The sequence below is a fragment of the Natrinema sp. 74 genome (genome assembly GCF_046097095.1).
Lineage (GTDB): Archaea > Halobacteriota > Halobacteria > Halobacteriales > Natrialbaceae > Natrinema.
The window spans coordinates 1,517,746-1,529,340 of sequence record NZ_CP175698.1; the positions used below are offsets into that span (position 1 = coordinate 1,517,746).

Genomic DNA, 11,595 nt, shown 5'->3' on the forward strand with positions numbered 1-11,595 from the left:
ACCTGCTCGATATTCGTCTAATGGACACAGACAGAATAAAAGGGAACTTCAGTTAAGTCGGAAGACTGCCGCTGATCGAAACGAAAATGAAACGAAAGAAACCGAATCGCGTTAGCGTGCAGCTGCCGCGACGCGCTCTTTTTCTTCTTTCTGGCTGACCGCGTAGGTCTGAACGTCGTAGTTGGCCGCGCCGATAAGCTGGCGGGCGATAGCCTCTTCGACGGAGGTCGCCGTCTTGAACGAGTCGCTGTGAACGCCCTCGGCGAGGAACTTCAAGGCCTGGTCAACCCGGCGCTGCGGGGCGACGTCGACGGCCTTCGGGACTGAAATACCACCGTACTTCAGGCGGACGGTCTCCTCCCGTGGCGCCGCGTTCTCGACGGCCGTCACGAGCACCTGAATCGGGTTCTCCTCGGTTCGCTCGTTGATGAGGTCGAAGGCATCACGGACGTAGTTAAGCGACTGCTGTTTCTTGCCCGTATTCTCCTCGGTCTGCATCAGGCGGTTGATGAAGCGCTCGACGATCGACACCTGAGACTTCTTAAACTGCTTACTGGCGTGGCGACCTGCGGTGTGAGCAACGGGGGTCACCGTGATGTAGCGTTCGGTCGAGGGGTCAGCGTACTCGATCTCGCCGATCTCCCATTGGCCGAAGAGCTTCGCCGAAACGTCTGCCTCTGCGCCGCCAGCCGGCGCATCCGGATCCGGTTGATCTTCTGCCGCCATGGTTATCGCACCGGTTTTTCTGCGTTCCCGCGTACGAGTTCCTTCAGCGCGACACCGTTGACCTTGTCAACCTTGTAGTTGACACCAGAGAGGTCACCCATCGCACGACCCTTTGCCCCACCGATACCGGCGATGGTGACCTCGTCGTGCTCGTCGATGAACGAGATCGCACCGTCACCAGGACAGAACGCGGTGACCTGCTTCCCGTTTTTGATCAGTTGCACTCGGACGCACTTTCGAATCGCCGAGTTGGGCTGTTTCGCCTCGATGCCGACCTTTTCAAGTACGATACCGCGAGCCTGGGGTGCACCCTCGAGCGGGTCGGACTTCTCGCGAAGTCCGCGGGCGCGGCGCGCGTAGTCCGAGTCGGACCACCGCTGGTTCTGGCGGTCCTTCTTGAGCTTGCGCGCGGCGTATTTGCCGTTTGCCATAGGGGCCGCTATCCGTCGGAGGCACTTAAGCGACCTGTTTCGAGTCGCCGTTACGGCCCGAGATTGCTCGATCAGGGCCAACGAAGAGATGTGAGCGGGTTTCACCTCCGCGCGGAAGCTCTCAGGATGTCCGCCGCGTTCTACCACCGGAACTGTAACAAGAATGTCAAATTCGGGTAAGGGCAGGTGATTCGTCGACCGAGATACAGGAGCCCCAGGGACGTAAAGTGTATTCCGCCCGATGAAATGGCGATCTCACACCGAACAGTAACAAGAGGATATTAGTTATACCGCTTACGTTCTGCACTCGTTATGAGTACGATCAATACGGTACTAATCACGACGTCTTGGCTCAAGCGACTCGTCGGGAACGGCGACGAAGAGTCCCAGTCTACCGAATTGCCGGCGACAAACGACCGAATCGGCTACGACGGATCACTCGAGGACGCGGAAGTGATCGGGCGGAGCCCGCTATCGTACGTCGCCGCGGGCGAATCGGTCTCGTCGTTCGTCGGAAAACAGATCACCAACAAACTCGCCGAATACGGACTCGAGGACATCGAGTCTGAGGAGTGGTACCCGCTCGCCATCCCGCTGGCTATGCTGTACGATATGCGCGACGAGTACGGCGGCGTCAGGATGCGGAACATGGGTCAGAACGTTCCCAAGCACGTCGAATTCCCACCGAATCTCACCGACGTCGATAACGCGTTACGGGGGATCGATCAGGCCTACCACCAGAACCACCGCGGCGACGGAATCGGGTCCTACGAGTTCCGGATGGACGGGGAAAACGAGGGTGTGATGACCTGTGAGAACCCCTATCCGTGCGAGTTCGATAAGGGACTCATTCAAGGCGTCGCCAGAAAGTTCGCTGACAACCCCGTCGACGTCGAGGAGGTCGGCGACGAGTGTCGATCGGACGGGGGGCAGCACTGCGAGTATCGCGTCAACTGGATCTGATCGCGTTCCGCGTCGCGACGCGTAATCGCTCTCGTGATTTTCTTCGGAGTCGGGGGTGTCGAATCCGGATCAGTACGGATACTCGCGCGGCTCGCGCTGGATCGAGATCCACTTCAACGTCGTCAGGGTGTCCATGATCCACTCGTCGTTGTACCGGCCCATTCCCGAGGCATTGACGCCCCCGAACGCGACATGTGGCTCGTCGTTTAACGGCTGATCGTTGATGTGGACCATGCCCGTCTCCATCGCATCGGCCACATCGCGCGCTCGAGCCACGTCCGTCGAGTGAACCGATCCCGAAAGGCCGTACTCGGTGTCGTTAACGATCCGGATCGCCTCCTCGTCGCTCTCGAAGGGGATGACCGGCGCGACCGGCCCGAAGTGTTCGTTGGAGGCCGCCGGCATGTCGTTGGAGACGCCCGATAGCACCGTGGGTTCGACGAACAGGTCGTCGTGGTCCCCGCCGGTTTCGACCGTTGCGCCGCGTTCGACCGACTCCTCGATGAAACCGACGATCTTGTCGCGCTGACTCTCGTTGATTACCGGTCCGACGAGGGTCCCCTCCTTGAGCGGGTCGCCGATGGGAAGCTGCTCGGCGCGGTCGGCCAGTCCCGCCACGTACTCGTCGTACAGCGACTCGTGGACGAGGTGGCGATTGATGGAGATGCACTCCTGTCCCTGATGGGTGAACGACCCAAACGCCCCGGCGTCGATCGCCCGCTCGAGGTCGGCGTCTTCGAGCACGACGTGAGCGTTGTTACCGCCCAGTTCCAGCGCGGGCTCTGTGTACGAGCCGACAGCGCGCTGGCCGACACCGCGTCCGACTTCCGAGGAACCGGTAAACGACATCACCGACGGAACGTCGTGACCCGAGAAGTGATCGCCGATCTCGTGGCCGTAGCCGGGGACGACGTTCAGGACGCCCTCTGGAAGGCCGGCCTCTTCGAAGACCTTCGCGAGCACGAGTCCGCCCGTTATCGGGGTGTGCTCGTCGGGCTTTAACACCACGCTGTTGCCCAGCGCGATGGCGGGTGCGACGACTCGACTAGAGAGATACAGCGGGAAGTTCCACGGTGTGATGACGCCGACGACGCCGGCCGGTTCGCGCACGAGCAGGTTTTCCTTGCCCGGCGTAACCGAGTCCTTGCGGCGGCCGCCGTCGCGCATCGCCAGCCCAGCGCCGACCTCCATCGTCCCCTGTGCGAGCTGGGTTTCGAAGCCGGCTTTCAGTTGGACACCGCCGCACTCGACGGCGAACAGCGTCTCGAGGTCGGCGGCGTACTCGCCCAGTAACTCGCAGGCTTCGGACACGATCGCGGCTCGTTCCTGTGGCGGTCGCTCGGCCCACTCCTCTTGAGCGGCCGCCGCGACCGCGTACGCTTCGTCGACGTCGTCCTCGGTTCCCGACGGCACCGTGGTCACGGTCGTCCGACTCGCGGGGTTTTCGACTTCGATCGAGTCGCGGTTGCCGTCCGAGATCCACTCTCCGTCGAGATACAGCGCGTTCCACCCGTTTTCTGGTGCGATATCGAGTTCGTTTACGTCTCGTTCGTCGGTAGATTGCGTCTCCGTTCCCGTCATACGGATCCGTTTTCGGTGAGTGCGTTTATTGGTTTGGTTATGATAATATCAATCGAGAATATTAAGATACATTCGAAGGAGGGCGCCACCGTCGGAGAAGATCGACCACGAATCGCGCGGCGTCTCACTCGCCCATCAGTAACCGCTATCGGATGGTCCGTATCGGAGGAAGGAAAGAAGGCGAGAAAGCGGGAACGGTCAGATCAGCTGCACATTGTCGATCTCGAAGTGCTGGTCCGCGTGCGGGTAGCGTCGATCTCGAGGCCGCTCGTTTCCTGAGGAAGCATCGACACCGCCCTGCCCGTTTGCTGTCGGATGTGAACCAGTTCGTGAGCGAGCCTCATTCAGAATCGTCCGTCGAGGGAGTCAGGGTCATAGTACTTGGGGTACAGGTCGAGTAGGTTGTACGCGACAGCCGCCTTGAACCGGCCGTTGCCGACGACTCGGAACCGCTCTGGCGGTTCGAGTCCCATCCGGACGAACGAATCTCTTACCTGGCATTTCAGATGATGGTCAAGATACATTCGAAACTCCGACAGCGAGCCCGGTTCGACCGGGAGCAGCTCCAAGACCGTGTCCGGTTCCCGCTCGAGGGGATCACGGTCGGGCTGTTGAAATTGTTGGTCACCAGTCTCGTCGATGTACGACGTGTACAACGATGAGACCGTCCCGAGGGATACCGACTCCGAGATGTCCGTTTCACTCTCACTGACGAGAGCGGTGAATTCGCCGACGAACTCGTCCCACCGCTCGAGATTGGTCTTCGAGAGATCGGTCGCCGACCGATCTGCAAACTCCTCGAGGTCGATATCGTGGACGGCCGCGAGTTCCGCTACCTGATCAGCCACCTCGCTTGCTCCGAGATCGATCTCGAGGTAGAGATTCTGGCGGTAGATCACGCTGTCGGAGTCGGGGGCCCCACGTGGGATCGTAATCGATCGGTCGACTTCCGGGTCGTGATAGCTCGCTAGCTGCTGGGAGAGGCCGCCGAACAGGTCCTCGAACGCGTCGTCAGACAAACCGTGGATGGCCTGCCGAACGGCTTCGATCCGTTCAGGGTGGCGTGACGCCGGGACCGTGTCGTAGCCCCGTTGGCGGTACACGTAGTACTGGGCGAATTTCCGCGCCTGTTCGACGTGTTCGTTCCCGTCTTTCGTCCGTTTTACTGCCTTGTCCGGATAGCCGTCTTGTTCGTGGTACTTGATCTCGCCGTCGAACTCCATCTCAATCCAGTGCTCGATTTCGTTGTTGTCGTATACGTAGAGGCCAACTCGTTCATCGTTTTGGCCGGTTATGTTCGCTTCCATAGATATCACTTACCGAGTTCGTCAGCTTGTGTATTGCCCGAGCCAGTATTGTTGCGGTCGAGGACAGAGAGAACCTTCTCCTCGATGAGTTGATTCAGCCAGGTGCTGGCCTGTTGGGTCTGGTCGGTCAGCGTCTGCGTAGCGTCGTCGAAGTTGCGCTCGTAGACTGCACCCATGGCACCGCCGAGGGCACCACCAACAACCTTTCCGGTTGCACCGCCTGCTACGGCGCCGATCGTCGTTCCGACTCCCGGCAGGACTGACCCGACGGTCGCACCCAATACCAGTCCACCACTGGTCGCAAGCGTCCCACCCAGTGCACCCATCGTGCCTTTCCCGGCTTCGACACCAACCTTCTCGACAGCTGACTGTTGGGACGCCTCGAGCGCTTTGAGTAGCTGTTGTTGGTTCTCGACGAGCGTCCCCACCGTCTCCTCGAGATCGCCACCGTCGAACTCTCGGAACTGTGACTGTGGCTGCGACTGGGCGGACTCACTCTCTTTAGAAAAGCGGTCACGGACCGACGACAGTGCATTCTTGACCGAACGCTGGACGTGAACCTCGGTCTGAGCCAGTCGCTGAATGCCCAGTTCCCCGCCGCTCATTACTCGCTGTGCTGTTTCTTCGGCCTCCCGCTCTAAGCGTGGATCTGGATCGATCTCGAGGCCGAAATCTGCTTGGGCAGCATCGACACCGCCCCGCCGGTTTGCGGTTTGCTGCCGGACGTGCGCGAGTTCATGACAATACATCGAGCGAGTCGGGTATTTTGCTACTGCAGTAGTGGGCAGCGGTCGCCATCTCGTTTGTGAACTTCGGGATACAGTTCAAAGTGATCGTATCGGCGTGCGTCCCGGAACTTTCCGAACCCGACTACGCGATACGGTTTCGGTGGAACGACACCCATTTTCAGGAAGCAATCCCGCACCTGACACCGCAGATGATGGTCGAGGTAGTCACTGAATTTGTCGATGCTGTCAGGCGCATGTGGGAGTAGCGAAAGTCGCGCCTGTGCCTGGTGAGTGAACGGCGAGTCGGCCTCATCGACTTCGTGACGCCCACGGCGGTTCGGATAGCCGATATGCAGCCCCGAGACGCCCGTGATTGTCAACTCCGTCTCGAGGTCGTCCGCGGCGACGATGTCGGCAAGTTCGTCACCGAAGGCCTGCCAGCGCTCGACGGTGCCGTCGTCCAGTTCGGAGGCGGGCTGGACGGTGGTGTCATCGTCGGCGAGTCCATACGATTCCGCGAGCGCGATAGCGCGGTCAGTGACGTCCTCGCCGACTACCTCGAGGCCGAGGTAGACTTCTGGTTCGTAAACGACTGCGTCGGGTTTACGCACGCCTGACGGGAGTTCTCGGGGCCGGTCGGTATTGTCGTGGTGGCTGCGCAACTGGCGGTACAGTGCGCCGAAATACCGCTCGAACTCACCGTCTGAGAGCCCAGCGATTGCCTGACGGACGGCATCGATGTATGCCGGGTTCTCGATGTGTTCGACAGTGTCGTAGCCACGCTCGGCGAAGACGTAGTACTTCGCATAACGACGGGCCTGGTTCACGTGTTCGTTGTCTGTGCTCGTTCGCTCATCTGGGTCGTCTGGATAACCGTCCTGCTCGTGATACTTGATCGCGCCGGCTTCATCCATCTCAATGAGATGTTCGATGTCATCATTATCGATAATACTCAGGCCGATTCTCTCAGATTCCCCAGTTATGATAGCATCCATACGAATTACCTCCGACTCTGTGCATCGCCAGTCGAGTCACCTAAGCCAGTACCCTCTTTAGCCTCAATGAACTCCTGGTACATCTGGGCCATTTCGAGGTACATCTGTTCGAGTTTGTCGGCTTCGCCGCCCGGCCGATTATTCACCAGTGTTCCCATCAGTTCCTTTGAGATGTCCTTGGCAATGGCGGTGCCTCCGACGATGAACGCGCCTGTGCTAGCAGCGGTAGGACTGCCGGTCATCGCGCCGATACCAAAGCCGACGCCGGCACCGGTCGCGCCCTTGGTGGCCGCGCCTTGCCAATCGAACTCGTCGGGTGCTCCTGGGGCGGCTTCCAAGAGCGTCCCCATCACCTGCTCTTGACGATTTTCGAGACCCTGAATGTTTGATTCGTTCTGCTCAATGCTAGTTTCGTGTTCGCTGATCTGCTGCTGGAGGTCTTCAACCACTCCGTAGAGCATCCCGTCGCCTTCTGGCAGTCGCTGGACGTGAACCTCGGTCTGAGCCAGCCGCTGAACGCCCAGTTCCCCGCCGCTCATTACTTGCTGTGCTGTTTCTTCGGCTTCCTGCTCTAAACGTGGATCCGGGTCGATCTCGAGGCCGAGGTCCTCTTGGGGAAGCATCGACACCGCCCCGCCGGTTTGCTGTCTCACATGTGTGAGTTCGTGGGCGAGAACGTGTTGACCCTCCGGACTCGAGGGATCGTATTCGCCGCTATTGAAGGCGACGTGATTCCCGACGGTAAACGCCCGCGCGTTGATCTGCTGGCAGGCTTGAGCGGCCTTCGGCCCAGTATGAATGCGGACGTCGCCCAGCGAGTCGCCCATTCGGTCTTCCATCGCGCGCTGGATCTCGCCGTCTAGCGGCTGTCCCTTCGACTGAATTACTTCGCGGACGGATTCGGGAACGCCTGCGTTCCCGGCCGAATTCGTGTCGCTGGCGGCCTTCTCGCTGCGAAGAACTGAGCGCCGATTCTGGCGCTCGATGTTGTGAGGGACGCTTGTAGGGCGTTCGGCCTGTCGCTGTCGAAACGCCTCCATCGACCGCGGAGAGCCCATGTCCTCGACGGTCATCCCCTCGTCGACCCACCGCTGGACCTGCGAGAGCCCGTTCATCTTCTCCTGGCGCACCAGTTCCGTTTTCGTCTCCTGATCTGCAATCTCCATTCCGAACTTCTCTTCGGCCGCCTCGTCAGTCGGTCCCGTCGACCAGTGTCTCGCCACTGAGCCACCCGACGCAGCCGTCTCTGCCCCCTTCGCGAGCTGAGTGTGCGTCGTGTTGACACCCGAAGAGTCGGACTCGGCTGACCGCGATGATCGATATCCCATCCGTGGTATTCTTGCTGTTGCGTTTCCCCACCACCATCATAAATATTGTGCGTTAGATGAACTTTACAAAATCTATCGGGCCGTGATCTGCTTCGTCCCAACCACCATTTATTTGACCAGGACACATATCATAGTAAATCAAAATCGGTATAACGGTTAGCATGAAGATGGAGCCATGAGCTATGCGACGACGCACGAACACCTCCTCGCGGAACTCGAGCGGATCGAGACGATGCTCGACCGCTACGAGGCAGCGCTGGAGTCCGGGGCCCCACAGCAGTCCGCGCTCGACGACGAGACACCCAACGCGGTAACCGTGGCGACGGAGCCAGAGGATCTCCGGCTGGCACTGCCCGAGGGCGATCGGCGCGAGATCAGTGAACGGACCGAAAGCATCGAGCGAAACTGCGAGGAAACTGCTACCAACGTCACGTTGCGCCTGCGCGTCCTCAAGGATTGCTTCGGTCTCTCCCGTCGACATCTTGACGTGCTCTTGCTGGCACTCGCCCCACGGCTCGACGATACCATCGCAGGCCAGTACCAGTATATTCAGGACCATTCGGCGCTCCCTCGGTTGACGATTATTCTTCTCGAGGAACTATTCAGTCGTACGCCCGAAGAACGCCTCACCGCCGGTGCACTCGTCGCTAGTACTTCCCCGCTTCGAAAACACGGTCTACTCACCGCCGAATCACCGCCCGAGGGGTTTCCCTCGGAACGCGGCCGCCAGTTCAGCGTCGACGACCGCATCCTCGAGTACCTCAAGGGCTACGACGGCGTCGACCCGTCCCTCGAGGCGGCCGTTGACGCCCGCAGTCCGGTAGACCTCGACGACCATCTAACCGTGGCGGCCGCCGATGCCTCCCTCGAGGACCTCCTGATCGACGACGAACACCGGGCGGCGCTGGCGTCGCTGCCCGCGGACGAGGACGGAACAGGCCGTCGAGTCTACCTCCACGGACCGCCGGGGTCGGGCGTCGGTCGCGCCGTCGAGGCCTGCTGTGGGAACGACCGCTACCTCCGGGCCGACCTCGCGGCCGTCCTCGAGGCGGACGCGCTGGACGCGCTCGTGCGCGAAGCGCTCCTTCAGAACCGACCCGTTCACCTTGCTAACGCGGACGCGGCCACCGTCGTAGACCGAGAGACCGACCACACTCTCGAGGGCGTCCTCGAGCGCTTCCGGGCGTTCGACAGGGACCTGTTCGCGACCGGCGAAGAGTCGTGGACGCCCGCCGAAAGTCGCCAGCCCTGCGTCGACGCCATCCGCGAGCTTCCCCGGCCCTCGATCGCGCTCCGCCGCCAGTTCTGGGACGCCCGCACCGACGAACTTCCGAGCGACCTCGATCCAGAGGCGATGGCCAGTACGTTCGATTTGGCACAGGGGCAACTCGAGGCGGCGCTGGCGACCGCCGAGTCGCTGGCCGGCGGCGACGAGCCGACGCTCGAAGACGTGCGGGCGGGCTGTCGCGCTCAGTCTAGTAGCGAACTCGCAGAGCTGGCCCAACACGTCGAACCCGCGAAAACCTGCGCTGACATCGAGGTCGACGACCGAACCGAACGACAACTGCGGACTCTCGAGGCACACATCACGAACCGAGGGCGAATCTACGACGACTGGGGGTTCAGGGAGGCAGACGGCAACACGGGCATCGTCGCGCTGTTCAAGGGGCTTCCGGGCACGGGAAAGACCCTCGCAGCCGAGGTGCTCGCCGATTCCGTCGGGATGGACATCTACAGGATCGACCTCTCGAGTGTCGTCTCCAAATACATCGGTGAGACCGAGGAGAACTTAGAACGGATCTTCCGTGCCGCCGAGCAGTCAAACGCCGTCCTGTTGTTCGACGAGGCTGATTCCATCTTCGGCGACCGCGCGGACGTCTCGGATGCGAGCGACCGCTACGCCAACGTCGAAGTGAACTATCTCCTCCAACGGGTCGAAACATACGACGGCGTCATCTTCCTGACGACCAACTACGCCCAGAATATCGACACGGCCTTCACCCGGCGCATTACCCACTCGGTCCGGTTCGACGAACCCGATGCGGGCGCACGCGAGGAAATCTGGAAACACGTCTTCCCCGACGACTGTCCCTTCGAGGAAATCGACTGGGAGTGGCTCGCCGAGTTCGATTACAGCGGCGGCAACATCGAGAAGCTCGCCAAACACATCGCCATCTACGTCGCCGGTCGGGACGACGACGTGATCACCATGCGCCACGTCGTCGAAGCCCTCGAGGAGTACAAACGGAATCGGAACAGTCGCATTCGCGAACCCGACTTCGAGCCGTATCTCGAGTACCTGCAGGGGCCGAGCGAGCGAGAGGAAAAGGAACGGCTCCACCGGGAGCGACGCGATGGATAAACCGGCGTCAGCGACACAGGCACCATTCGCTCGAGGCCGATATTCAGGTGGAAGAAGTAATGGCACTGGCCGCTAATGGCAGCAGATAACCGATGACATACAGCGCCATCGCGGACGTCAGCAACGTGTTGGCCGAACTCGTGAAGGCGAACGCCGACGAGCGGAGTCCACTCGACCCGAATGGGGTCGAGGTGGCCTCGCCGGCCGATATCGATTCGCTCTCGAGCGTCGACCTCGCTCTCTATCCGTATCGGATCGAAACGGACGCCACGCTGGGATCGGTCAACCGACAGACCGAGGGAACGTCTCGCGAGGACCCACCGCTGGCGCTTTCGGTCCGATATCTCGTGACCGCATACGCCGTCGATGACGGTGGCGAAGACGATGACGACTCGGGGCAGACGGACCCGCTCCGCCGCCAGCAGCTCCTCGGTGCGGCCCTCCAGCTATTCCACGATAACAGTCGGATCGAACCAAGCGACGCACCGGCTCCACTGATCCAGGAGCGACCGCTTTCGATTTCGATTATCGACGAGCCGATCGAGGAAGTGCTATCGCTGTGGTCGCAGTTCCCGGAGGCGACCCACCAGCCATCGGCGACGATAGAGGTGAGCCCGGTAGTCGTTCGGTCGCTGAACGAAGCGGCGTTTGCACGTGTCGAAGAACGTGAGACGGCGATCGGCCGACGGTCGGACGAGTCCGATGACTCGTCGTAGCGACCGGATCGGGTCGAAAACGGACGATCGGTTACAGCAATTGCACGTCGTCGATCCCGAAGTGACGGTCCGCCAGCGTGCGGGCAGCGTCGATCGTCCGCCCGTTGGTACCGATCGCAACGCCGTGATCGTCCTCGGCAACTTCGACGTAAGCGACGGTGTCGTTGTTCTCGCTGATGGTGACGTTGTAGACGGCCGCCGGTGCGAGCGCGTTCGCGACGAACGCTTCGGGATCGTCGGCCCCTTCGACGAGGCGGACCTGCGCGTCGGCTCGTTCTTCGAACCGTTTGACCGTCCGGCCGCCGGGACCGATTGCCTCGCCCATTCCGCCGCTCGCGACGACGATCAATAGCCGATCGCCGCCGTCGGTGACGAGGCAGTCCCGACCGTCGACGCCCGTCACGTCCTCGAAGACGGCGAGGTACCGCCGGGCGTCGTCATCGAGGGTGACGCCCATC

11 protein-coding genes are annotated in these 11,595 nt (G+C 61.1%); 3 read left to right on the forward strand and 8 right to left on the reverse strand.

All coding sequences use genetic code 11. The features are described 5' to 3' along the window. Positions 1–111 precede the first annotated feature (111 nt). Positions 112–726 (reverse strand): 30S ribosomal protein S7, encoded by a 615-nt coding sequence (locus ACJ70B_RS07555; protein ID WP_408959793.1) that lies wholly within the window; start codon positions 724–726, stop codon positions 112–114. A gap of 2 nt (positions 727–728) precedes the next feature. Continuing rightward, positions 729–1,157, reverse strand: a complete 429-nt coding sequence (locus ACJ70B_RS07560) for a 30S ribosomal protein S12 (protein WP_004267302.1) — start codon at positions 1,155–1,157, stop codon at positions 729–731. 312 nt (positions 1,158–1,469) lie between these two features. On the opposite strand from ACJ70B_RS07560, the gene ACJ70B_RS07565 reads away from it, so the two are divergent. Next, complete coding sequence (locus tag ACJ70B_RS07565) at positions 1,470–2,120, forward strand: hypothetical protein (protein WP_408959794.1); 651 nt, start codon at positions 1,470–1,472, stop codon at positions 2,118–2,120. Positions 2,121–2,189: 69 nt separating this feature from the next. Here the strand turns inward: ACJ70B_RS07565 and ACJ70B_RS07570 are convergent, their stop codons facing one another. The 5 genes from ACJ70B_RS07570 to ACJ70B_RS07590 all read right to left on the reverse strand — a co-directional run bounded on the left by ACJ70B_RS07570 (position 2,190) and on the right by ACJ70B_RS07590 (position 7,954). Then, the gene (locus ACJ70B_RS07570; protein ID WP_408959795.1) at positions 2,190–3,701 is read right to left on the reverse strand and encodes an aldehyde dehydrogenase family protein; all 1,512 of its coding nucleotides are present in this window, start codon (positions 3,699–3,701) and stop codon (positions 2,190–2,192) included. 344 nt (positions 3,702–4,045) lie between these two features. Then, positions 4,046–5,008: a hypothetical protein gene (locus ACJ70B_RS07575; protein WP_408959796.1), complete on the reverse strand. Its 963-nt coding sequence runs from the start codon at positions 5,006–5,008 to the stop codon at positions 4,046–4,048. A gap of 5 nt (positions 5,009–5,013) precedes the next feature. After that, on the reverse strand, positions 5,014–5,757 hold the full coding sequence (locus ACJ70B_RS07580) for a DUF4157 domain-containing protein (RefSeq protein WP_408959797.1): 744 nt from the start codon (positions 5,755–5,757) through the stop codon (positions 5,014–5,016). Positions 5,758–5,777: 20 nt separating this feature from the next. After that, positions 5,778–6,650, reverse strand: a complete 873-nt coding sequence (locus ACJ70B_RS07585; protein WP_408959798.1) for a hypothetical protein — start codon at positions 6,648–6,650, stop codon at positions 5,778–5,780. Positions 6,651–6,736: 86 nt separating this feature from the next. Next, positions 6,737–7,954: a DUF4157 domain-containing protein gene (locus ACJ70B_RS07590; RefSeq protein ID WP_408959799.1), complete on the reverse strand. Its 1,218-nt coding sequence runs from the start codon at positions 7,952–7,954 to the stop codon at positions 6,737–6,739. Between the two features lie 280 nt (positions 7,955–8,234). On the opposite strand from ACJ70B_RS07590, the gene ACJ70B_RS07595 reads away from it, so the two are divergent. Both ACJ70B_RS07595 and ACJ70B_RS07600 read left to right on the forward strand, forming a co-directional pair. Further along, positions 8,235–10,421 carry an ATP-binding protein gene (locus ACJ70B_RS07595; protein ID WP_408959800.1) on the forward strand — a complete coding sequence of 729 codons (2,187 nt, stop codon included), beginning with the start codon at positions 8,235–8,237 and terminating at the stop codon, positions 10,419–10,421. Between the two features lie 92 nt (positions 10,422–10,513). Continuing rightward, positions 10,514–11,137, forward strand: coding sequence for a DUF4255 domain-containing protein (locus tag ACJ70B_RS07600; RefSeq protein ID WP_408959801.1), 624 nt, complete (start codon positions 10,514–10,516; stop codon positions 11,135–11,137). 31 nt (positions 11,138–11,168) lie between these two features. Here ACJ70B_RS07600 and ACJ70B_RS07605 read toward each other — a convergent pair whose 3' ends face one another. Then, positions 11,169–11,594 (reverse strand): NusA-like transcription termination signal-binding factor, encoded by a 426-nt coding sequence (locus ACJ70B_RS07605; protein ID WP_408959802.1) that lies wholly within the window; start codon positions 11,592–11,594, stop codon positions 11,169–11,171. Position 11,595 lies beyond the last annotated feature (1 nt).

Excerpts from the sequence above, each read along its gene's own strand:
- ACJ70B_RS07585 (WP_408959798.1), bottom strand. The coding sequence starts at position 6,650 with ATGGATGAAGCCGGCGCGATCAAGTATCACGAGCAGGACGGTTATCCA.
- ACJ70B_RS07580 (WP_408959797.1), bottom strand. The coding sequence starts at position 5,757 with ATGTATTGTCATGAACTCGCGCACGTCCGGCAGCAAACCGCAAACCGG.
- ACJ70B_RS07570 (WP_408959795.1), bottom strand. The coding sequence starts at position 3,701 with ATGACGGGAACGGAGACGCAATCTACCGACGAACGAGACGTAAACGAA.
- ACJ70B_RS07600 (WP_408959801.1), top strand. The coding sequence starts at position 10,514 with ATGACATACAGCGCCATCGCGGACGTCAGCAACGTGTTGGCCGAACTC.
- ACJ70B_RS07555 (WP_408959793.1), bottom strand. The coding sequence starts at position 726 with ATGGCGGCAGAAGATCAACCGGATCCGGATGCGCCGGCTGGCGGCGCA.
- ACJ70B_RS07575 (WP_408959796.1), bottom strand. The coding sequence starts at position 5,008 with ATGGAAGCGAACATAACCGGCCAAAACGATGAACGAGTTGGCCTCTAC.
- ACJ70B_RS07560 (WP_004267302.1), bottom strand. The coding sequence starts at position 1,157 with ATGGCAAACGGCAAATACGCCGCGCGCAAGCTCAAGAAGGACCGCCAG.
- ACJ70B_RS07595 (WP_408959800.1), top strand. The coding sequence starts at position 8,235 with ATGAGCTATGCGACGACGCACGAACACCTCCTCGCGGAACTCGAGCGG.
- ACJ70B_RS07565 (WP_408959794.1), top strand. The coding sequence starts at position 1,470 with ATGAGTACGATCAATACGGTACTAATCACGACGTCTTGGCTCAAGCGA.
- ACJ70B_RS07605 (WP_408959802.1), bottom strand. The coding sequence starts at position 11,594 with ATGGGCGTCACCCTCGATGACGACGCCCGGCGGTACCTCGCCGTCTTC.